The 24351-nt window shown below is 26.1% G+C and carries 20 protein-coding genes; 5 read left to right on the top strand and 15 right to left on the bottom strand.

Going from position 1 to position 24351, the window contains the following annotated elements; genetic code table 4:
- The first annotated feature begins 12 nt into the window (after positions 1–12).
- From JXZ92_RS01660 to der, 3 genes are read left to right on the top strand one after another with little or no spacing between them, the layout of a single operon-like run.
- Entirely contained in the window at positions 13–360 is a 348-nt protein-coding gene (locus tag JXZ92_RS01660) for a hypothetical protein (RefSeq protein WP_205852055.1), read from the top strand.
- A 14-nt stretch (positions 361–374) separates the two neighbouring features.
- Entirely contained in the window at positions 375–1040 is a 666-nt protein-coding gene (cmk, locus tag JXZ92_RS01655) for a (d)CMP kinase (protein ID WP_205852054.1), read from the top strand.
- A gap of 12 nt (positions 1041–1052) precedes the next feature.
- The gene (gene der, locus JXZ92_RS01650; protein WP_205852053.1) at positions 1053–2360 is read left to right on the top strand and encodes a ribosome biogenesis GTPase Der; all 1308 of its coding nucleotides are present in this window, start codon (positions 1053–1055) and stop codon (positions 2358–2360) included.
- Positions 2361–2390: 30 nt separating this feature from the next.
- Here the strand turns inward: der and JXZ92_RS01645 are convergent, their stop codons facing one another.
- From JXZ92_RS01645 to JXZ92_RS01635, 3 genes are all read right to left on the bottom strand, one after another.
- A complete protein-coding gene (locus JXZ92_RS01645; protein WP_205852052.1) occupies positions 2391–2882 on the bottom strand; it encodes an MscL family protein in 492 nt (163 codons plus the stop codon).
- A gap of 13 nt (positions 2883–2895) precedes the next feature.
- On the bottom strand, positions 2896–5529 hold the full coding sequence (gene gyrA / locus JXZ92_RS01640) for a DNA gyrase subunit A (RefSeq protein ID WP_205852051.1): 2634 nt from the start codon (positions 5527–5529) through the stop codon (positions 2896–2898).
- 128 nt (positions 5530–5657) lie between these two features.
- On the bottom strand, positions 5658–6239 hold the full coding sequence (locus JXZ92_RS01635) for a hypothetical protein (RefSeq protein ID WP_205852050.1): 582 nt from the start codon (positions 6237–6239) through the stop codon (positions 5658–5660).
- A 133-nt stretch (positions 6240–6372) separates the two neighbouring features.
- Here JXZ92_RS01635 and JXZ92_RS04170 point away from each other — a divergent pair, with 133 nt between their 5' ends.
- Together JXZ92_RS04170 and JXZ92_RS01625 are read left to right on the top strand one after the other, a co-directional pair.
- Complete coding sequence (locus JXZ92_RS04170; RefSeq protein WP_205852049.1) at positions 6373–8730, top strand: UU173 family protein; 2358 nt, start codon at positions 6373–6375, stop codon at positions 8728–8730.
- A gap of 67 nt (positions 8731–8797) precedes the next feature.
- A complete protein-coding gene (locus tag JXZ92_RS01625) occupies positions 8798–10096 on the top strand; it encodes a glucose-6-phosphate isomerase (protein ID WP_205852048.1) in 1299 nt (432 codons plus the stop codon).
- Positions 10097–10139: 43 nt separating this feature from the next.
- On the opposite strand, the gene JXZ92_RS01620 is transcribed toward JXZ92_RS01625, so the two are convergent.
- From JXZ92_RS01620 to JXZ92_RS01565, 12 genes are all read right to left on the bottom strand, one after another.
- Positions 10140–11384, bottom strand: coding sequence for a hemolysin family protein (locus JXZ92_RS01620; protein ID WP_205852047.1), 1245 nt, complete (start codon positions 11382–11384; stop codon positions 10140–10142).
- A gap of 68 nt (positions 11385–11452) precedes the next feature.
- Positions 11453–12907, bottom strand: coding sequence for a DnaB-like helicase C-terminal domain-containing protein (locus JXZ92_RS04165; RefSeq protein WP_205852046.1), 1455 nt, complete (start codon positions 12905–12907; stop codon positions 11453–11455).
- Positions 12894–13352 (bottom strand): 50S ribosomal protein L9, encoded by a 459-nt coding sequence (gene rplI, locus JXZ92_RS01610; RefSeq protein ID WP_205852045.1) that lies wholly within the window; start codon positions 13350–13352, stop codon positions 12894–12896. The genes JXZ92_RS04165 and rplI overlap by 14 nt, the downstream gene beginning before the upstream one ends.
- Before the next feature lie 2 nt (positions 13353–13354).
- A complete protein-coding gene (locus JXZ92_RS04160; RefSeq protein WP_205852044.1) occupies positions 13355–15343 on the bottom strand; it encodes a DHH family phosphoesterase in 1989 nt (662 codons plus the stop codon).
- A gap of 107 nt (positions 15344–15450) precedes the next feature.
- Positions 15451–16500 (bottom strand): ZIP family metal transporter, encoded by a 1050-nt coding sequence (locus JXZ92_RS01600; protein WP_205852043.1) that lies wholly within the window; start codon positions 16498–16500, stop codon positions 15451–15453.
- 5 nt (positions 16501–16505) lie between these two features.
- Positions 16506–17228 carry a YebC/PmpR family DNA-binding transcriptional regulator gene (locus tag JXZ92_RS01595; RefSeq protein ID WP_205852042.1) on the bottom strand — a complete coding sequence of 241 codons (723 nt, stop codon included), beginning with the start codon at positions 17226–17228 and terminating at the stop codon, positions 16506–16508.
- A gap of 13 nt (positions 17229–17241) precedes the next feature.
- On the bottom strand, positions 17242–18033 hold the full coding sequence (nadE, locus tag JXZ92_RS01590; protein WP_205852041.1) for an NAD(+) synthase: 792 nt from the start codon (positions 18031–18033) through the stop codon (positions 17242–17244).
- Entirely contained in the window at positions 18034–18822 is a 789-nt protein-coding gene (locus JXZ92_RS01585) for a Nif3-like dinuclear metal center hexameric protein (RefSeq protein WP_205852040.1), read from the bottom strand.
- Between the two features lies 1 nt (position 18823).
- Entirely contained in the window at positions 18824–20320 is a 1497-nt protein-coding gene (locus tag JXZ92_RS01580; RefSeq protein ID WP_205852039.1) for an RNA polymerase sigma factor, read from the bottom strand.
- Position 20321: 1 nt separating this feature from the next.
- Positions 20322–22325, bottom strand: coding sequence for a DNA primase (gene dnaG, locus JXZ92_RS01575; RefSeq protein WP_205852038.1), 2004 nt, complete (start codon positions 22323–22325; stop codon positions 20322–20324).
- 23 nt (positions 22326–22348) lie between these two features.
- The gene (locus JXZ92_RS01570; RefSeq protein WP_253282239.1) at positions 22349–23707 is read right to left on the bottom strand and encodes a glycine--tRNA ligase; all 1359 of its coding nucleotides are present in this window, start codon (positions 23705–23707) and stop codon (positions 22349–22351) included.
- A 142-nt stretch (positions 23708–23849) separates the two neighbouring features.
- Positions 23850–24320 (bottom strand): hypothetical protein, encoded by a 471-nt coding sequence (locus tag JXZ92_RS01565; protein ID WP_205852036.1) that lies wholly within the window; start codon positions 24318–24320, stop codon positions 23850–23852.
- Between the last annotated feature and the right edge of the window lie 31 nt (positions 24321–24351).

The following is a 24351-nucleotide window of genomic DNA, read 5'->3' as shown; positions in this document are numbered from 1 at the left end:
TTTGGAGTTTACATGAATCAAAACTATAGTAAGAGTAGAGATGAAATTATTCTAATGATTTTATCAAATAAAGAAAATAAAGAGCTTAATAAAGAAATGAAATGATTTAAGAAAAATATTGATGGAAATTTTAAACCTATTTTAGATTATGATATTGAATTTTCTAAATCAATGAAAAATTTAAATTTTTCAGAATTCAATTATTCAAAAGAACTAACATTCTTAATTGACGAATCCTTTAAATTAAAATTAGAATTGTCTAAAAATTATAGTAATTTAATGAATGGTTATGATTTTGATGAAAATTTAAAAATAAACCCTGAAATTATAGAAATAATAAATAAAATATCTAAAAAATAGAAAGAGAGAACTTTATGCGAAAGGTTAATATTGCAATTGATGGACCAAGTGGAGTGGGCAAATCTACTGTCTCTAAAATGATTGCCAATAAATTAAATTATACTTTTATTAATAGCGGTAGTCTTTATAGAGCAATTGCTAAAAATGTAATTGACATGGGCGTTGATACTAGAGATAAAGAAAATGTAATAAAAACTCTTGAACAAGGTATGATTCAACTTTTAGATGATGATCGTATTCTTTTGAAAGGTGTTGATGTAACTCACCAAATAAGAGCTGATTATATTTCTCAAATTACACCAAATGTGGCTAAAATACCCGAAGTGAGAGAATTTGTTGTTGATTATATTAGACATATGACCAAAAAAAGAAAAGGTTTTGTTATCGACGGAAGAGATACTACATTTAAAATAATGCCACACGCTGAAGTTAAAATCTTTTTATGAGCTCAAGCGGAAGAACGTGCAAGAAGAAGAATGATACAAAATGAGGTTTTAGGTTATAACACCGGTTTTGCAGAAATATTGTACGAAGTTCAAAAAAGAGATGAACAAGATATGAATAGAGCCGTTGATCCTTTACACAAAACAGAAGATAGCGAATATATAGATTGCACCGCTTTAACTATAGATGAAGTTGTAGAAAAAATAATTAATCTTGCTTTGGAAAAATCAAAATAATTAAGGAGTAATATGAAAAACACTATTGCAATAATAGGAAAACCAAACGTTGGTAAAAGTACTCTCTTCAATCGTTTTATCGGTAAAAAAGTTTCAATAGTATACGATAAACCAGGAGTCACAAGAGATAGATTATACGAAAAAATAAATTGATCGGGACATGAATTAAAATTAATTGATACTGGTGGTATTGAAATAGAAAATAGACCATTTCAAGAACAAATTCAAATACAAGCAAAAATTGCCATTCAAGAAGCAGATGTTATTCTCTTTTTATTTGATGGAAAAAGCGAAATAACTAATGATGATATGTTTATAATGAATATATTAAGAAAAAGTAATAAGCCAATAATTGCTGTTGCTAATAAATTAGAAAGTATGCAGGATTTTGATTATGGCTGATATAGACTGGGTTGTGATCATATATTCCCGATATCTGCGCTTCATGGAGAAGGTGTTGGTGACGTTTTAGATAAAGCAATAGAATATTTAGACTTTTCAGATTCTCAAGAAGAAAATGCATTTAGCCTCTCTATAATTGGTAGACCAAACGCGGGAAAAAGTTCGTTATTAAATAATTTAACAAAAGAAAATAGATCTATAGTTTCTGAAATAGCCGGAACAACTAGAGATAGTGTGAAATCAGAAATTTTTATCGACGACAAATTATATAAAGTTATTGATACAGCGGGAATCACAAAAAAATCTAAATTAGTTGAAAGTGTAGATCATTATGCGTTAATGCGTGCTATGAATTCGTTATCAGAATCTGATTTATCTTTGATAGTAATCGATGCTACAAATGAAGAAATTTCACATTTTGACTCAAGAATTATTGGCTACGCACTAGAAAATGAAAAACCTATAATAATAGTGATAAATAAGTGAGATTTAGTATCTAAAGAAACGAATACTATGGCTGAATTCGAGAAAAAAATGAGAAATAAATTCCACTTTGTTCCTTGAGTTCCGTTTGTATTTATATCCGCAAAATTTAACCAAAGAATAAATAAATTAGTAGATACTCTTAATTTAGTGCGCACCAATTTAGAAAGAGATATTAAACCATCATTACTTTCAAATTTATTATTAGAAACTCAACTTATACAACCTCCTCAATCTTTTAATGGAGGTAGATTAAATATTTATTATGTAAGACAAGAAAAAGCTAAAATTCCTACCTTCACTTTTTTTGTAAATAATAAAAAATTCTTACATTTTTCTTATCAAAGATTCTTAGAAAATCAGCTTAGAGCAAGTTTTGATTTTACTGGATCGCCAATTAAAATGAATTTTAAAAATAAAAATGGTATTGAATAAAAAACAAAATCAACATTTTGATTTTGTTTTTTATTCAATATTTTGGGTAGAATTATTTAATTTATCATTTATAAGTTTAAGTTGTTCTAAAATTTGCTCCTCTATACTCATTTGTTTTTCGACAGTCTCTTCAATAGGCGGATTGCTTTTTTTTCTAAAATCTGTTATAAAAGACTTAATAAAGAAAACGACTATTAATATAATAAATAAAACAAAAGTAATTAAAATAAAATTAATTAAAATACCAATGAATTTTCCATATTTAATTCCATGTCAAGCTAAACTATTGATATCCGCATTTTTAAAATTATAAATGCTACTTATTGCTCCTAAGATTATATCATTAGCTAAGGATGAAACAAGATCTTTAAAAATTAAACCAGAAATAAAACCTACTGCTAATATTAAGAAATTACCTTTCTTAAAATAATTTGTTGCTTCTATATAACTTTTGCGTAATCTACCTACTTTTTTATCTTTAACAATATTTTTAAAAGCGTCTTTCAAATTTGTTTTTTTCATACATAGCCTTATATTAATTTTCTTTTTCGCCTTTAATTATTTCTACTGCGGTGATTTCGTCTTTATCTCTTAAGCTAATTATTTTAACCCCTTTTGTAGCTCTAGATGTTTGACTAATTTCACTAATCTTTGTACGTATTGTTATTCCACTTGTTGTTATAACCAGCAACTCATCGGAAGTTTCGACAAAACGCGCAAAAACTAATTTTCCTGCTTTTTCAGGATTTATTCCTGTCACACCTTTAGCACCACGTTTTGATAAACGATATTCTTGCTCGTTTGTAAGTTTTCCAAAACCTTTACTTCCTAATGAAAGTATTAACGAACCATCTCTATTTGTCGAAGCTCCTATAACACTTTGACCTTGTTCTAGTTTTATACCTCTTACACCACGAGCTGTACGACCCATTGGACGAATATCGTTAGCTTTAAAAATAGCAATATTTTTATAATTATTTGCCACAAGAATGTTGTCATTATCTGAAATTATAAATGCACGTACTAACTCATCTCCTTCAGCTAAACTAAATGCTCTCAAACCATTCTTACGAACGTTTTTGAATAATGATAAATCCGATTTTTTAAAAATACCATTTTTTGTTATTGTCGCTAAATAATTATCACTTTGAAATTCATCAACACTAATTATAGAAATAATTTTTTCACCATCTTTAACATTTAAACTTTCAATAAGATTAATAAAAGGTATCCCCTTACTTTGTTTAGAACCTTCTGGAATTTGATAACCTCTTAAACTATAAGCCTTACCAAAATTTGAAAATAATAATAAATCACTATGTGTTGTACTATTTAATATTAATGAAATATCGTCATCTTCGTAGGTTTTCATACTAATAGAACCTACACCACCACGTCTTTGAGTATTATATTCTTCAAGATTAATTCTTTTTACATAACCGTTTATTGAAGCTGTTATAACTATATCTTTAACAGGTATTAAATCCTCATCACTTATCTTACCAATTCCGGCAACATCTATAAAAGTACGTCTTTCATCGTTGAATTTATTTTTAATTGCTTCTAATTCGGAAATTATTAATTCAATTAATTTTTGTTCATCACTTAAAATTTCTAAATAATATTGAATTTCTTTTAATAATGAAGCTAATTCTGCTTCCATATTTTCAATGCTCAACCCTGTTAAACGACCAAGACTCATACTCAATATTGCTTTAGTTTGTCTATCTGTTAACTCATACCTTTCAGAAAGTCTTTGTTGAGCAATAGACTCAGTTTTAGAAGTTTTAATAATTTTAATTACTTCATCAATGTTTGAAATTGCAATTTTTAAACCTTCTAATATATGTGCTCTCTCTTCGGCTTTATTAAGGTCAAATTTCAATCTACGAGAAACTATATTTTTTTGATGTGCAATATATTCAGATAAAATTTGTTTTAAATTTAAAACTTTAGGTTCTCCGTTAACTAAAGCTACCATGTTTGCACTATATGTAGTTTGTAAATATGTTTTTTGATAAAGTTTATTTAATAAAACATGTGGGTTGTAACCTTTTTTAACATCTATAACAATTCTTATACCTTCTCTATTAGATTCATCTCTAAGATCTGAAATCCCTTCAATTTCTCTTGTCTTATGATAATCTACTATTTTTTGAATTAAAGTTGTTTTTTTAATTGCATAAGGTATTTCTGTAACAATAATTTGATTTCTACCATTAGATTTTTCGATAATTTTTGTTTTAGATCTAACTGTAATACTTCCTTTACCTGTTTCGTATGCATCAATAATACCTTTAGTACCAAGAATTATAGCTCCGGTCGGAAAATCTGGACCTTTTACATATTGCATCAAATCACGAACATTTAATTCTGGATTTTTAGCTAATGCAATAGTTGCGTCAATTGCTTCTCCTAAATTATGAGGCGGTATTTCTGTAGCCATACCAACAGCAATTCCCGAGGCTCCCGAAACAAGAATATTAGGAAAACGAGACGGAAGAACACTCGGCTCTTTTTCGCTACCGTCATAGTTATCTACAAAATCAATAGTTTGTTTCTTAATTCCATCCAACATTTCGGCGGATAATTTAGACATTCTTGCTTCTGTATAACGCATAGCAGCCGCTTCATCGCCATCAATAGAACCAAAGTTACCGTGACCGTCAACCAAAGGATATCTCATCGAGAAATCTTGAGCCATACGAACCATTGCTTCATAAACCGAACTATCTCCGTGAGGGTGATACTTACCTAGAACGTCACCAACAATACGGGCGCTTTTTCTATGTTGTGAACCAGGTGTAATACCTAACTCTGCCATATCATAAAGTATTCTACGGTGAACGGGTTTTAATCCATCTCGAACATCCGGTAATGCTCTAAAAACTATAACACTCATAGAATATTCTAAAAACGATTGTTTCATTTCATTGTCAATAACAACAGGAAATACACCGTCTGTTTCTTTTTCAATTATTTGTGAACTAACAGTATATTCTTCTTTATTTTGAGGTATTTCTTCTTCCTCTTCATCGACAACTATAGTTTCCTTCTTTTTAAAAACAAGCCTATTTTCTTCTTCATAATCAAACTCTAAATCGGTATTTTTTATTTTTTCGTTTGATTCTTCATTTAAAAATTCATTTATTTTTTTATCGTCGGCCATAGTACTCCTTTTAATAAAATATATTTTATTAAATTATACATTATTTTGACATAAATTAAAAGCTAAACAACAATATATACTGTACATTTTGAGAAATAAAAAACACCTATTTAACTAGGTGTTTAAATTTATAAATTTATAATTAATTTATATTGATTATCCGATACAGTTACATCTTTAGAACCACCGTTATGCTTAGTGTATTTGAATGCTATTGTAATCTTATTATCACTTTTGACATATTCTATTTTTGGTGCACTTTTCTTTACTCCTCTACTTTCAAAAGTAGGATTTATAGCATTAGATAGATTATATTTACCACCAATTGTTAATTCGCTAGCATCGAAAACATTCGCGTAACTATTTTCCTTTCAATTAGGTCTTTCTGTACCTTCAGGAGCAGATAATAGCGCTTTAGCTTTATAGTCATAAAACAAAACAGAATTAGAATTAATAGCATTAATTAAATTTTGTACTTGTGAACTTGAATATTCTTTTTCAAAATTTTGATTAAATATTTTTTTAACTTCAAAGTCTATTTCATTAATGTTTGCATTTGGATTATCGTTAGTTTGGTCTTTAGATACTTTATTTTTGGTTGGTTCTCCATTAGACATATCTTGTTTATTTGAACAAGAAATGACAGTAGCAAAAGTTGAAAATCCAACAATAGAACTAAAAACTTTTAAAAATATTTTTGTATTTTTCATTTAAACCTCTTTTTCTTTTATTACAATTCTTTACAAAAATATTATAACAAACCAAAAAATAATTTTTTATTTTTTTAAAATATAAATAAAACTTATAATAATTTATATTAGTTTTTAATAAGGAGAATAAATAATGAAAATTATAAATATATCTTGAAACATTTTTAAAAAAACATTCGGGTTAAATCCGGCCCTAATTTGAGAAAGAAAGGATTTGGTCAATTATATAAATAATATTTTTGACGAATCAAATTCAATAGATAATTTTATTGAATTTGGGGAAGAAACTGATGAGAACGGAAATTTATTTGACTACTCAAAGTTTGAATACGAAGACAGTGTATTTCATGATTTTGGAGCTGTGTCAAAAGGTAATTTTGTAAATCAAAATGATTATATAAAAGTATTTAAAGATAATTATGATAGATATAATAACGATGCAATTAATTATTATTTAAAAAAATATAATTTAAAAAAACCTAAGTACATAAGTACAAAAAATAGTATTGAAGTGAAAATAAATGAAACATTAAATGCTATTGCAGATCCCGAAATTGACGTTATAATTAACGGAACTATTGGATATTCATTAATAGAAGGAGAAAATAATTTCTTATTCAATTTACCTTTTTTAATTTTTGATAAGAAAAACGATAAATTAGTTCTTTTAAGTTATACTAAAGCTAAATATGAACTATATTATAAGTTCTTTTTTGCAAATAATTTATTTATCAAAAATAATCTTATCATAAGAGATATGTCCACCATTTTAATAAACCCATACACAAAATTAAATGGAAAAATTACAAAAAATAAAATTGAATTTTACGAATCTTTTGCTGCGTCACCTAATAAATCAATATCTAAGCCAACAGGAAAAAACCTTACAGATATGTTGAAAGAATTTTCGGAGGCTATAACAAAATCTGGTGATAACTTACTGTTCATAAATAACAAATATGATAAAAATAATTCAGTGTATAGTTTTTTAAAAGCATCTAAAAATATGATATTTCCAGAAAATAATATTTCTTTGAATTTTAATGATTTACTTCTTTTTAATTATTCAAAGAAAGATATAACTAGTTACAGAGAAGGACAAATTGTTATACCGTTTAAAAATGAAAAAAAATCAAATAATGATTCTGATTATGCGTTCACAATTTTTAACTATGATTTTTATGAAAAAATAATTACTAAATCCTATTTTGATTTTAAAAATATTAATCTAGATGCAATAGTACATTTTTTACAATTTAATAATAAAAATGATAAGAAAAACTTAGTAGAAAATTGACTTAACGGTAATTTAAATACATTTAACCATGAGATTAATAATATTTATTTTGATGATATGTTAGGAATAGATAAAGAAGAAAAATATGCAATATTCAAATTCTTAACAAAAGATAAATTTGAAAGAATTTCTTTCAAATACTATAAAAATATTTCGAAAAATAATATCAAAAGCATAATAGATGAGAATAAAAAATTCAATGAAACTGATAACTTTTTTACAATAGCTGCATTAAATAAAATTAAAAAATTACATAAAAAAGATGCCAAAATTTGTTGATATGATTATGAAGGTTTTGCAGAACTTTATCCACCTTTAAATAACATAGGACCTTACAATCAAATTGTTAATCAAGTATCCATAATAATAACAAAAAACGGTAATGAGATAGATAAAAAGAATATTGTTTGCGATACCAAAAATTTAAAACTTATCGATTTAGTAAAAATGATAGATCAAATACATAGCGATGATTATGATTATTACGTAGTTTATAATAAAAGTTATGAAAACACTAGAAATAGAGAGATTAAAAAACTTGTTGAAAAAGCTTTCAAGGATAATGATGTTGATTTTATCAATGAATTTAATAAAATCTACAAAGAAAAAAGCGAATTTGATAACAAGATAAATAAAATAAATAACAATACAATTGACTTACTAGATTGCTTTGGACATTCAAAATTAAATAGTTATGAAATTAAGGATTATTTTACATTCTTAGAAAACGGAAATGACATTGAAATTAGTGATGATAAAAACGTTAATCTTGAGAAAAATAATAAGATTTTAGAAAAAACAAGAATACATATAAAATTTTTAAATTACTTTTATTCAATAAAAGGAATTGAAAAATATATTAATAAAATGAATTTTGACCTTAGATCTAAAATAACACCTTATTCTGAACTAGTAATCCAAAAAGGAACTATGGCAATGGAAGTCGCTATTTTAAGACATGTTAACGGAATAAGTGATAATGTATGGGAACAAAATGTAGTTCCGGAATTGAAAAGATATTGTGAAAACGATGTTCGAGCAATGATTATGGTATATGATTTTATAATGTTTTTATTTAGAAAAAAATTTCCAGAAATAGAAGAATATGAGTATAAATTAGAAGACGTTGAAAACGAACAAAAAAATTACACATATTCTTCTGGTAAGATAACTTACAATATCAAGAACGATTAAAAAACAATATTATTTTTTGTGAAATTATAATATAATTTTAATAATTTAAATTATTAAAGGAGAATTAATGAAATATTTAAAAATCAATTTAGAAAAAACATCTCAACATTTAGATAAAAAAATGATTGATTCACTACAAGATAATGTCACTAAAATTCATAATGATGTTTTAAATAAAAACGTTGCTGAAAAAGATTGACTTGGATGATATGATCTACCCGAAAATTATAATAAAGAAGAATTTTCAAAAATGGAACAAAAAGCTAACGAATGACACAAAAATGGAGTTGAAGTTGTTGTTGTAATCGGTATTGGTGGTTCTTATTTAGGTGCAAAATCTGGTTATGATTTTATTTATGGTCCTTACTCAATGAAAAAACCAAAAATGGAATTATTATTTGCTGGAAATGACATTTCAGCTGAAACATTAGTAGCAAAATTGAATTATGTAAAAAATAAAAAATTTGCAATTAATGTTATTTCCAAATCAGGAACAACACTTGAACCTTCAATAGCTTTTAGGGAATTTAGAAAAATTTTAGAAGAAAAAGAAGGAGAAAATTCTAAAGATTTAATTGTTGCAACAACGGATAAATCAAAAGGTGTTTTATTCGAATTAGCAAGTGAAAAAGGATACACAAAATTTATAGTACCCGATGATATCGGTGGTAGATTTTCAGTTTTAACTGCTGTCGGTTTATTCCCATTTTTATGTGCTGGAATTGATGCTAAAAAAATATTAGATGGAGCAAACGAAACAAACAAAGAGTTAAGTTCGCATAAAATTAGTGAAAATGAAGCTTATCAATATGCCGTCGCTAGATTTTTATTACATACAAAAAATAACTTTACTATTGAAATGATGGTTTCATACGAACCAAAAATGCAATATTTTATGGAATGATGAAAACAATTATACGGAGAGTCAGAAGGTAAAGACGGAAAAGGAATATGACCTACAAGTTCTATTTTCTCCACAGACCTACACTCTTTAGGTCAAATGATTCAAGATGGTAATAAAATATTATTTGAAACAGTTTTAACACTTAAAAATCCACAAGATAATATAGAATTCACTACAGACGAAGTAGATTATGATAAGCTAGGATATTTAGATAAAAACAACTTGCATTCTATTAACAATACAGCTTTTGAAGCTACTTCACAAGCTCATTATGAAGTTGGTAAAATACCAGTTATTCATATGTTATTTAATAAATTTGATGAATCTACTTTAGGTGCTCTTTTCATCTTCTTTGAAAGATCATTAACAATGAGTGCATACTTGCTTGGAGTAAATCCATTTAATCAACCTGGTGTCGAAGTTTATAAAAAGAATATGTTTAGCATGCTAGGTAAAAAATAAATAAAAAAAATAGACTTTTAACTTATGTTAAAATGTCTATTTTTTATAATTTTGTTACTTCAACAGTCGATATTTTTTTCTTTTCTTTGCTAATTTCAATGATTTTAAATGCTACTTTATCATTTAAAACATATCTAGCATTTTTGTAAAGTCTCGTTTTAGAAGTTTTTAATAGTATAAAATCTCTTAAAGTTAAATCGTGTTCACTATCTTCTAGTAATGAAGAATCTATTTCAAGTTGTTTGAATAAATCTCACATTATCACATCACTTTGTACTCTAGATTTTTCTAATGAAATTTCATAAATTTGTTCATCATCATCATATTCGTCATATATTTCTCCGACAATTTCTTCAACAATATCTTCGATGGTTATAATTCCTAAAACATCTGTGCTACTATTATTTTCAACCACAAAAGCCATCTGTGCTTGCGCGCTTCTCATTTTTTCTAAAGCACTTGATAATATCGAATTTGATGAAATTTGCGGAACTTGTTTAACGTATTTTAATAATTGACCTTTTTTAAGTAAAAAAATATCTTTTAATAGTACTATTCCTATCATTTTTTTATCTTTTTCAATAGGTATTCTTGAATAATTTGTTTCTGCAAAAACCTTGAGAGCATCCGCTATACTAGTTTTATAATTTAAATATGTTACATCTTTCATTCTAATGTAGTGCGAAGATACTTTTGTAGAATCTAAATCAAGTGCATTTTGAGCTAATAAACTTTCTCCTGTTTGTAATACACCCTCATTTTGAGCTATATTAATTATATTCTTTAAATCTTCTTCTGAATGCGTAACATAAACTTTTTTAGACAATTTGCTAATTGGTCATGTTAAAACTCAAAAAAATCAATAATTAACATCAATTCATCAACTTCACATTTTTAAAAACTTTTTAGGATTTGTCTTTGCTAATAATTTAGGAGTAATTTCTCCAAAAATAACTAAAAGAGGGGTTACTAACGCCGTTGAAATTATAGTTGTTAAAAACGAAGCATTTGTATAGTTTTCAAACACCTTACCTAATAATAATGCAGTCATAGTCGCAGATAAGACATTGACTATATTGTTCGCAATCAATATTGTTGTTAAAATTCTATTGTATCTATTACTATGTTTTTCTATTATTTTAGAAAATTTTTCTTTATTTTCAACCATTTCATATATTTTAGCTTTTGTTAAAGTTGAATAAGCAGTTTCGCAACCACTATATACGCCACTTAAAAAAAATAAAGCTAGCAGTATTGGTATAAAAATGTAATAATAATAACTATCCATGAGCAATACCTACTTTAATATTACTTTTAAATCATCAATAATAAGAATCCATTATTCCGCTTCTCCTTTTAATAATTATCTTCTTGAATTTCTTGAAATAACACAATATTTCCTTCAAAATATACATTAGAAATACCGGGTTGTCCATTTCTATTTTTAGCGATGGTTAAATCTATTTTTATAGGGTTATTTCTATCTTCAGTATTTGTTTTTTCTTGTAAAAATTTATTCGATCTATTTAAAAATATAACGATATCTGCATCTTGTTCAATTGAACCAGATTCTCTTAAATCGTGTAGTTGTGGTCTTTTATCTTCACGTTGTTCGACAGTTCTTGAAAGTTGTGAAAGTGCTAAAATTGGTATTTCTAGTTCTAAAGCAAGCGTTTTTAGTGTTCTTGATATTATAGAAACTTCATTTTGTCTATTTCCGTTAGACAAATTTCCGCCGCTTAAAAGTTGTAAGTAATCAACAACAACAAAATCTAATTTAGTTGGTAATTCTTTTGATAAATATTTAATTTTTCAAATAATATCTGATATTTTGCTAGAAGGCGAATCATCAAAATATAGTCTATCTAAAGCATTATTGTTGAAAGATTCTTTTAATACATCAATTTCTTGAGGTGATAATTGCTTTGGGTCTGATATTTTGCGCATTGGTGTTCTAGAATTTGCTGAATAATATCTTATCACCAATTCATTTACTGGCATTTCTAGAGATATGAAAGCACAATTACGCTTTGGATTTTTTAAAATATTACTTACAATGTTTAATGCTAAAGCAGTCTTCCCAACACCAGGACGAGCAGCTAAAACAATTAATTGACCACCTTTAAAACCATTTGTAAATTTATCGATTCCATGATATCCTGTAAAAATTCTATCATCATTATAGGAACCATCACTTTCCATAATTTTTTGCATTTGCTCTTCATAATTTTTCGTAGCTTCTGAAAGAGAAATAAAACTACTATTATCTACGGTGTCGACCTTATTATTAATGACAAATTTTTCGAAGTCTTCTACACAATCTTGGAACTTAACATCAGTTTTATTTTTCATAGAATTTATAGTGTCACTATAAAAAACTTCCAATAGTCTTAACTTGTGTAAATCGATTAATTTTTGAATATAATTTAAAAAATTATTTTCATTAACTATTAATGTTGATAAATCGTTAAGTAGTCCTTGATCTACTAAGGGAAATCTTTTTGCTAATTCATCATTAGATGCTAAGAAATTACTTAAATCAGTAAAAGAATAAGATACTATAGAACCCTCGTTAGAATCTCTTTTCAATTTTATAAATTCAAAAACTTGTCTATTATCCGCATAAAAGAAAACATCAGAATTTAAATACTCTACACCCATTGTTTGTTTATCTTCAACTGATATCATGACTGCCAACACACTTCTCTCAATATTATAATCATGAAAAAGCGTATTTGTTAAAAACTTTGAAGATAATTTTTCGAAATTAGAATATTTTAAAGTTTTGTTAAATTTATTATTTGTGTACATTTATTTTTATTTCAATTCTAATTTTGGCAACTATATCTTTATATAAGATAGCTTCGACATCATGTTTTCCTTCAGAAATTAAATGAATTTTTTGAAAAGCATGTTTAGGAACATTAAAACCGAGTTTTGAAATTTCTTTTTCGACATCTTTAGTAGAAATAGAACCATGAACATTTAAGTTCTTATTTCCGTCAATATTTGCGCTTAATTCAAATTTTAAAACTAAATCTTCTAGTTTATTTTTTAACTCATGAGCTTCTTGTCTTGTTTGGTGTTCATCTGATACTAATTTATTTAATTTTCTTTGTAATTCAGCATAATTTTTCTCGTTATACGGAACACCAATTTTATTTCTAACTAAATAATTAGTACCATAACCTGGAGATACATCAATAATTGTGTTAGCTTTTCCGTCTTTTGAATCTTTAATTAAAATTATTTTCATTTTTATCCTTCCTTATTTCCATTTTGGGAAATTGCTTGTTTAATATTATCAATAAATACTTCTAATTGCTCATCACTTTCTGCGGCTGCAACACTAAAATGACCGCCACCACCAACAGCTTCACAAATTATTTGAACATTTGTATTTATCCCACGTGCACTAAGTTTGTATTTTTTAGTGCCTTTTAATTTTGCTACAACAAAAGAAGCGACACGACCTTTAATTTTTAAAACTTCGTTTGCTGCTATAGAAATAACATCATTAGTTACTTCAATATCAGAATAAGCTAAGTAAAAACCTTCTTTTATTTCAGTTATATTTGATAGCATTGATTCAATTACTTTTTCAGTTTTTTCATCTATTTTTAATAAATCTCTACTAATAACTGGATTAGCTCCTTTTAAACCTAACCAAGCCGCGGCCTCAAATGCTCTTGGAGTAGCTGATTTTGAGAAATTATTTGTATCTAAATATATACCATTTAATAACATTTGAGCCCCATTTGTGTCTAAAATATTTTTATATGATAAAAACATTAATATTTCGGTTACTATTTCAGAAGCACTCGAAGAACTTGTATCAATAAAAATGTTAGTTTTTAAGGCATAATCAACTTGTTTTGCAACTCTATGATGATCAAAAATAAAAATATTTTCACGTTTAGTATTTACAAGTAAATTAGGATTGTCTGTTCTTAATGGGTCAGAATTATCAACTAAAACAATTAATGCATCAACAGAACTATATTCTAAAGCTTGTTTTCTATTTATTAATATTTGATTTTTATTAAATCAAGGGTTTGATTCTAGCCAATTTTCTACGGTACTGTCGTACGTTTCACTACATATATATGATTTTTTACCAAATTTTTTAGCAATCAAATGTATTGCATAAGCAGAGCCAAGAGCATCTAAATCTGCTAACCTATGACCATAAATGATAACATTCTTTATTTTTGTATCTTCTAGTTTTTTTGAAAAATAACTAGAAACTTCTCTAATTTTTGTTCTATTATTATCCGGAAGTATTTCATTATTAGAACCATAATATTTATGTGGCATAAAATTTGAAAATATTGCAACTTGATCCCCTCCACGCGATTGAGCTTGAACTAAAGCTTTTTTCGCTTGTTCTAATTTTTCATTTAAAGAATTTCAACCATGAGCAACACCAATACTTAATGATAGCTTATTAATATTAATTTCTTCTCTCGAAATATCTTCTTGTATATTCATAAACGGATCAAAATTATTTTCAATCAATTCCTTTAGAGTTAATTCATTTGTAAAAATAAGAAATTTACCATTAGTATATTGTCTATAAATAATATTATATTTTTTAACACATTCGTTTATTATATTAATTACTATAGAATTAATTTTAAATAATTGTTCTTCAGAAAGAATTGATTGATATAAACTATAATTATCAATTTCCAATTCTGCAATAACGGGCTTTTGCTCTCAAATTTCATTCTTATAAATTGATTCTGTAGTTATATCTCTTATCACAACAACATTATTTAAAGGTCAAAATTGAACTTCAAAATCATTGTTCTCATTACTAATATTAAAATTATTAGCATCAAAATTTAAATCCTTATATTTTGGGTTTATTTCTTTAAAAAAATCAAAAATATTTCTGCCAATAAAATCTTTTTTAAATTTTGTTCTTATGTATTTTGTCGTATATAAAATTTTTTTATCAACATCATAAATAATTAAACCTATAGAATTAGAATCCATTATATCTTCTACAAATCCATTAAATGATTTTTTAATTATTTCTCTACTTTTAGCAAAATACAAAATAGTTTGATTTATAGAATATGATGTTAAAATCAATCAAACAACAACCGACAATTCAATTATTAATCAATGTGTATGTATATTTACATTTTTAACATAGATTATAGAGATGGAAATTATCAATATTAAAACTAAAAGAATAGATAAAAACGCAAATGCAAAGTATTTTTTTTTAGTATTCATCAATTCCTTTCAAAAACAATAATCTTTAATTAAATTATACATTATTTACATTCTTATTTATACTTAAATAACAAAAAGGGCGAATCGTTATTTGTCGCCCTATTTAATTAATGACTGTGTGAATGGAATGATAAAACAAAAATTGCAAATAATATTCCAATAAACATCATTAATATAACAAAAAAATATTTTCTTTTATTAAGAATTCAATGATAGAATTCAGGTAAAAACTCAACTAAAGAAGTGAAAATAAATATAGTACCAATTGTTGAATAAATTAAAGAATTTATGTATTTTTCATTGCCTATATTAACAAAAACACCAATGATCATAAAAGGTAAGAAAAGTGATAATCCTAAAAACGAAATCATTAGTGATTTAAGAGGAGAAAACCCTGATTCACGTAATCTAACATAAAAAATTAACTCTTCGGGTATTAAATGTAATATTAAAGAAAAAAGATACGCAGCAGTTAAAGTTGTAACTCCACCATCCGACAATTGCATTTCTGCATAATATCCCGAAAGTATATTTTGAGACAAGCTATACCCGATTAGTAAACCTTCAGGTATTCTATGTGTTAATAGGAGTAGTAAAGCAATTATTTTTAACTTTTTTTCTACTTTTTCAACAAAAATTGTATCTTCAACCAAATTTATTCTATCGTCTTTGTTTGACATAAATTCTTCGTGGGAATGATGATGTATCTCTCCGTCGGAATGATTATGTTCGTGAATAAAAACACTTAATTTTTTGGATTTCATCAATTTTTGGTTAAGTTTGTATGAGATAACAAATTTAATTACTATTGCAATTATAAGGCCCAAAAGCGAACCACCACCAACTAAAAATATATTATATAAATACGTTTTATTCGTTGAAAAATTATTATTAAAAGCATATAAAGAAGACTGCTCTATTGATTCTCGTAAAAAACCAAAAGTCGCAAGTATAATAAAAAAACCTGTTGAAAAAGCATATAAATAAACTTTTATATTGCTATTTAAAAGTTTCTTTGCAAAAGGTAAAGTTATCGATAAAATTGTCGGTATAGAAAGTAATATTAGTAAAAAAATTAAAACTAATATTATTTTGGAAGCGCTATCATTTTGAATCCCGCTATTAATTCCTTTATAAATTTCGTAAATTCAATTCATTAAATTTACTCCTGAATATTATGATAAACTTCTTGAACATCATCGTCATCTTTTAATTTATCAATGAATTCAAATAATTTTTCTTTCTTTTCGTCATCGTATTCAACATACATATTTGGAATGTATGTAACTTCACATTGGATAAATTCACTAATCTTTAAATCTTCTTCTAATTTAGATTTAACTTCAGTAAAACCATCTGGCTCTGTTAAGATAACAAAAGTATCATCATTTGTTTCAATATTTTCAGCTCCAGCTTCTAGTGCCACCATCATTAAATCATCTTCCGAAACTAATGTTTTAGATATTTCAATTATTCCCTTTTTATCAAAAGCGTAAGGGACTTGACCTGTTTTTCCAAGTGTTGCATTTTGTTTGTTAAAATATGATTGCACATTAGATTTCGCTCTATTAACGTTATCTGTTAAAGCTAAAACCATAAATGTAGCTCCGCCACTAATTGTTGCATTAAATAACAATTCAATGAATGATTCCGAATCTTTTGAACCTTTAGCTTTAGCAATAGCTCTTTCAATATTGTCTTTTGGCATATTTTTTGATTTAGCTTTTGAAATAGCTAATTTAAGTGTAGGATTAGTATCCGGATCTGGTCCTAGCATTGCTGCTACATAGATCTCCTTAGATAATTTTTGAAAAATTTTTCCTCTAGCCGCATCTTGCGCACCTTTTCTATGTGCTATATTTGCTGAATGTGAATGTCCTGCCATATTATTTCTCCTTTTATTTTATTTTATTTGGCTTATAAGCGCCATCTCTTTTATGTTTAGAAATTTTATGCTTATGTTTTATTCTTTCTATTGATTCATCTTTAATATATGAATTAATTTTATCCTTATCATTTAAATGATTTATATAGTAATCAAGTTCTAAATAACTAAAACCTAACTCATCTTCATCGTTTTGTCCTTCTCAAAGCCCTGCAGATGGTTTCTTTCTTAAAATACTTTCTGGAACTCCTAGAATTTTAGCCATAAAATTAACTTCGCCCTTAGTTAACCTAGAAATGGGTAATAAGTCTGCTCCACCATCTCCATATTTTGTGAAGTAACCAATATAAACTTCATCAGCATTATCGGTACCTAAAACTAACGAATTATTTTCTTGAGCTAAAGCGTATAAAGTTGTCATTCTTAACCTAGGTTTAATGTTTGCTATAGCTAATTTATTAGAAATATTCAATTGTTTTAATTGCGCTTCAAAAACACTACTTAAATCAACTTTGATAAATTCTTGACCAAATGTTTTTTCCAATTCACTAATATGTTTTAAGTCATAATCGCTCATTGATGATATGGGCATAACAACACCAATTGTAGTATTTGGAGCAACTAATTTAGCTAAAGAATAAGTTAATGCAGAATCAATTCCACCGCTAATACCAACTATGAAACCAGTTGCATTGGCTCTTTTTAATTTATTTTTTAAAAACTTTTTTAAAACTTCGATATATTCTAAAGTTTTTTCTTCAGAATATATCGGAACATTATTATTATATGATGTTATTTTGCTCATTTATTTCTCCTCTAGAACATTATTATAAGGTAATTTCATTTTGTATATATGCAAATTATTTATCTTGTTAAATTTAGTTCTTACAATTTCGTGTAAATGATAAGCAAAAACTTCTTCATCTAAATGAGGTATTTCTAATATATTAACATTAGTATTTTTGTATGTTATTCAATCACTTCATTTGAGATCGCTTGTTACAAATAAATCAATTTTATCTTTCATTTCTATTATTTGACCTATATAACCGCTACCGCTCAAAAAAGCAATATTATTAAATGCTTTATCATAATCTTCTTTATCTAGATTTGTTCTAAAAGAATGTAAACCTAATTTTTGTTGTAATAAAAAAACAATTTCTTTTAATGAAGTTTTTTTATTTATTATAGCACTATACTTTGGAGAAGTATAATCAAAATATTCTTCTAAACCAATATATTTCACTATTTGATATGAAGTGCCTAATAACGAACAATCATAATTGGTATGCATAGAATAAGAAGTTATTTGATGTTCTTTTAACTTAGAAACAATTTCCTTTTTATAAGGCGCTTTTAAAAATTCTGTTTTTTTATCTTTTTCAAATAAAAAAGGATGATGGGTTAAAATTAAGTTACATTTTTTTTCGATTGCAAATTTTAGAACATCATTTGTTAAATCTATTGCAAATAAAATACCTGTTATTTTTTTATGTTGTTGGGTTTTAACTGAATATCCAGAAGGATCCCATATCTCTTTATTTGATAAAGGGTACATTTTTTCAAGTTCATTGATTAATTCTTTTAATTTCATATTATGCGTGATAATCTTTTAAATTTTTACCAAATTTAGGATTATTTCTTAGTTTTCTTAATATTTTATTTTCAATTTGTCTAATTCTTTCTTTAGAAACATTGTTTCTAGAAACTGCCAATTCTTCTAAAGAATGTACTCTATAACGATTACCATCTTTATCATAGCCAACACCATAACGTTTACAAATTAATTCTTTTTCATCCTCTTCTAATGTTTCATCTATCATTTTTAAAATTAAATCAGATAACTCTTCATGAGCTGAAAAATCAACTGGTCCAATTGTGTTTTCGTCTTTAATAAAATCACTAAATGAAGAATCGTTTTCTTTACCAACTTGCTTATCAAGGGAAATTGGATCAATATTAATTTTTTTAATGTACGCTACTTTATCCGCTGTAAAATCATTATTTCCAGCGATTTTATTAATTTCATCAGCTATTTCTTTATCCGATGGTTCGTAGCCTAAATTATGTTGAAGTTCGCGTTCTATTTTAGAAACTTTGTTAATTGTCTCAACCATATGAACAGGAACTCTAATAGTTCTAGCTTGATCAGCTACCGCGCGCGTAATCGCTTGTCTAATTCATCATGTTGCGTAGGTTGAAAATTTAAAACCTTTTGAAACATCAAATTTTTGAACAGCTTTCATTATACCTTGATTTCCTTCTGAAATTAAATCTATAAAAGAAAGCCCTCTATTTTTGTATTTTTTAGCATTATTGATAACTAGACGTAAATTACGTAATACTAATTTATCTCTAGCTCTTTTTCCTCTAAATCCGCCTTTTTCTATTTGACGACAAATTTCAGCTTCCTCTTCATCGGTTAAAAGATTACCATATTTACCGATTCAACGCATATATCATTTAACAATATCATTTGTTTCTGTTAATTTATTTGCTAAGTTACTTGTTTTTTTATTTTCTGTTTCTAATAATATAGATTGGTTAGGATCAAAATTCAAATCTAAATCAAAATCTTCATCATCCGATGATGAGTATAAATCATCATCTTCTTGTTCTTCTTCGGAATCTTCGTCTTCTTCAGAATCTATTTCATCATTGTCATCATTAGAATAATCGTACTCTGTCTTTTCATCATCTGAAGAATCTATTTCTTCATCATCTTCAAACAAATCAGGATCTAGTTCATCGTTTTCTGAATCAAAATCAAGCTCATTTTCTTCAGAATCTTCATTAAATTCTAAAGTTTTTTTATCTTTATTTTTTGATAATTTTTTAGTATTATTTTCTAATTCTTTTGATCATGTATTATCAATTAGTTCATCATCACCTTGATCAACTTTATTACTAATGATTTTATGCTCCATAAGAACTTCAAAAAATTCGGTAATACCGTCATACTCGTCATCTTGTGATATACTTAGTTTTCTTTTATCTAAGATATCAAAAACTTCTTCTTGAGTAAAAAAAGTTTTCTTTTTTCTCTTTAACTCTTGTTTTAAAATGTCAATTACTAAATCATAATTATTCATTTTATTCTCCTTTTGGCTTTTTCTTATTTATGGTTGTTTTTACGTTTCTTGATTTGTAAGCTCTTATTAAATCAATTTGAGACATATCAATATTAGCCATATTATTTTTATTTTTTGATATGAATTCATTAGTAAATGCTCTTATTAATGGATCTAAACTAATTTCTCATTCTTCGTCATTTGAATTTAATTCTTTTTTAATTCTTTTTGAATATTCTTCAAAAAAGGAATTTATAGAAGTTTGATCTATATTAGAGTTTTTATTTTTTAAGTATATTAATTGTGAAAAAATATTTTTTAAATCATTTAAAACTTCTTCTTTTTTTATCCTAATAATATTCTTTATATTACTACTTACTTCAAAATCATCTTCTAGACTATCTAAAAAATTTTCTGAGTTATCACTTTGTTTGTGCATTTGTTGTATCTTAGTATATATATTTTTATATAATTCATGTTTCAAAAAGAAAAATCTATTATCTGATTGGTCGATTTTATCATTGATATACTTATTTTCTAACATATATATCAAAAATTTAATCTGTATATTATTATTAATTGTTTTGCTTAAAAGATTTATTGAATTATTATCGATATATTTATTATTAATAAAATTATTATTTGAAGATCTTAGATTTTGTTCGTTAAATTCAGCAGGCACATAATTAGGTATCAAGTAATTTTCGTCTAAAGGAATTGTATTTTCAAGATAAGTATCATCTTTTAGTTCGTATTCAACATCATTTTTCTTAACTTCAATTTTATAATCATATGATTTATAAAAATTATTAATTATGTAGTCAGAAAATTTTTCTGGTAAATACTGTAAAAACTCTATAATATTATTTTCAAAATTTTGTAAACTACTGAAATCTCTATTATCCATTAGTCTATTTTTATTTATAAAATGCTCATAAATAAAATCTAAAGAATTTTTAGTATTTTCTAAAAGTTCTAAAATTTTATTTTTACCATATTGTTTAAAAATTTCATCCGGATCTTTATTATAAGTATTTATAATAACATCTACATCATGGACTCCGTGTTTATACAATGATAGTATTGATTTCAATGATGCACTTATCCCTGCCTGATCATTGTCCAAAAATAACTTTATTTTATAACTTTTAATATTAAATATATGATTTTCACTAAGTGACGTACCCATTAATGCCACAACATTTTTAACACCAGATTTATAAAGTGCAATTACATCAAAAAAACCTTCTACAATAATAATTTCTTTTTTTGCTTTTATAAATTCTTTTGCATTATAAAAATTATATAAAATTTTAGACTTTTTGAATAATTTAGTTTCAGGTGAATTGATGTATTTACTTTTGATTTTAGGATCTAAAGTTCTACCACTAAAACCAACAACTTTACCATTATTATCACGTATAGCAAATGTTATCCTGTTTTTAAAAAAATTATACAAATCGCTATTTAGAAGACCAGCATCTATCATTTCTTTTTCGGAATAATGTAATTTATTGGTTAGATAATCAGATAAATCAGATTCTCTTGAATAACCTAAATCAAAAGTATTTAATAAATCAAAATTATTTACTTGTCTCTCATTTAAAAATTTTTGAGCACTTTCAAATTTTAATAATTGTGTCTTTAAAAAAGTGTTTGCGGCATCCAAAAGTTCAAATAAATTTAATTCTTCATTTGAAAAGGTGGATAAAGGATTAAATTTATAACTAGAAAAATCGTAAGTATATCCGATCATTTCTGCTAAAAATTCCAATGCTTCTACGAAATTTTTACCCGTTTTTTTCATAACAAAAGTTAGTGAATTTCCGCTTTCTCCACAAGAAAAACATTTATAAATATTTTTTTGCGGCGAAACACTAAAACTCGGGTTACTATCAGAATGAAAAGGACAAAGTGCGGAATAATTATTCCCTTTTCGTTTAAGAGCAAGGAAATTAGACACAACATTTACAATATTTGAGTTCGAAATTATTTCATTAACAATTTCGTTTGGAATTGTCGCCATTTAATTAAACTCCTTTTAAAGTTTTATAAATATTTAGTAATATCATCGATAGAAATTCTAATTTGTTCCATTGTATCTCTATTTCTTAATGTGATTGTGTTATCTTCTAATGTTTGATAATCTATAGTCGCACATCAATATGTACCTATTGCATCTTGACGTCTATATCTTTTACCAATAGAACCAGCATCATCGTAGCTTACGCTAATTCCTTTTTCTAGCAATTTGTTATAAAGCTCAATAGCAGGTTGAGAAATTTTTTTCATCAAAGGCAAAATAGCCAATTTAAATGGCGAAATTTCTATAGGAAATTTTAATACAACTCTTTCATCATTTTCTAATGTTTCGATACTATAAGCATCTGAAATTACAGCCAACATTAAGCGATCTAATCCTATACTTGGTTCAATTACATATGGTGTTATTTTTTTATTTGTTTGCGGATCTAAATAATCTAACGATTCACCAGTCGCTTCAGAATGAGACTTTAAATCAAAATCAGTTCTATTTGCAACACCTAATAATTCGCCTCATCCAAAAGGAAATTTAAATTCAATATCACTTGTTGCTGTTGAATAATGTGAAAGTTCTGATTCATCATGCTTTCTTAATCTAATACTTTCTTCTTTAATTCCTATTTTTTTAACAAAATTTCATGCTTTATTTATATAATAATCAAATCATTTATTAGCTTCGTCAGGATGTGTAAAAAATTCAAGTTCCATTTGTTCGAACTCTCTAGTCCTAAAAATAAAATTACCAGGTGTAACTTCATTTCTAAAACTCTTACCAATCTGTCCAATACCAAAAGGTAATTTAGATCTTGAAGTTCTCAAAACATTTTTAAAGTTAACAAAAATACCTTGAGCTGTCTCCGGTCTTAAATAAACAACAGATTTTTCGCCTTCAACTACACCCTGATGAGTTTGAAACATCAAATTAAATTTTCTTATTTCTGACCAATCTGTTTTTGAACCCTCATATTCAGGTAAATTTTTTACTAAAAAATCTCTCATTTCGTCGTTAGACATTTTTTCTGGTATTATATTTTCATCAATTTCTTGAATCAATTTATCTGCACGATATCTTTTTTGATTGACTTTATTTTCAATAAGTGGGTCACTAAAATTACCAACATGACCGCTGGTAACTCAAACATTTGGATTCATTAAAATTTTAGAATCAATCAAATGATTATTAGACTCTTTAGTAATAAATTCTAACTTTCAAGCACGCGCAATATTATCTTTTAATAAAGAACCTAACGGTCCATAATCCCATGTATTTGACAATCCTCCGTATATTTCACTACCTTGGAAAACAAAACCAAAATTTTTGAGATGATTTACTATTTCTAACATTTTTTCTCTTTTTATAGCCATAATATTTATTATACCAAATTTTTAAAATGCTTTTTGGGAAATTTGGTATAATTCTCCACTTTTAAAAACCCATAATAGCTAAACAAAAAATATAAAAAATAACAGGGTAAAGGCTCCCTATTATTTTTTATATTATATTTAATTATGCTAATGTAGGTACATATCCTAATCAAAGCATGAAAACTAATGTTATTAAAACTCCAAATGCTAATGAAATTAATAATACCGATCAGAATAAGAACGAATCACTCTCATTTACATAAATTTCTTTTGTTTTTACAATAGTTTCTTGTTTTACACTATTTGAATAATCAGTAAATACTAATAAATGATCTTTATTAGAAACTCTTTGAGCAACAAAAGCATATGAGTAATCTTTTTCTTCGACAAAAGCCACATATTTTCTATTGTAGATAACAAAAGAAATTTCTTGTGATAATCTAATATTTTCGCCATTTTCTAATTGTACATATACAAAATTTTCAGGTGCATGCGCAACATCTTCTCTTGCAAATATTTTTGTCGATAATCTACTAGTTGATTTTGTTAAAGACTCTATAATTAATTTTAATAATTTTGTCTTTTTAACATCTTCATTATAATATTCTTTCAACTCTTTAGCAACTGATAACGAATAAGATAGT

This window comes from Mycoplasma sp. CSL10137 (genome assembly GCF_017116845.1).
GTDB lineage: Bacteria > Bacillota_I > Bacilli_A > Mycoplasmatales > Metamycoplasmataceae > Mycoplasmopsis.
Note: the sequence above shows the minus strand (reverse complement) of the source record. Positions and strands in the feature narration are given on the sequence as shown.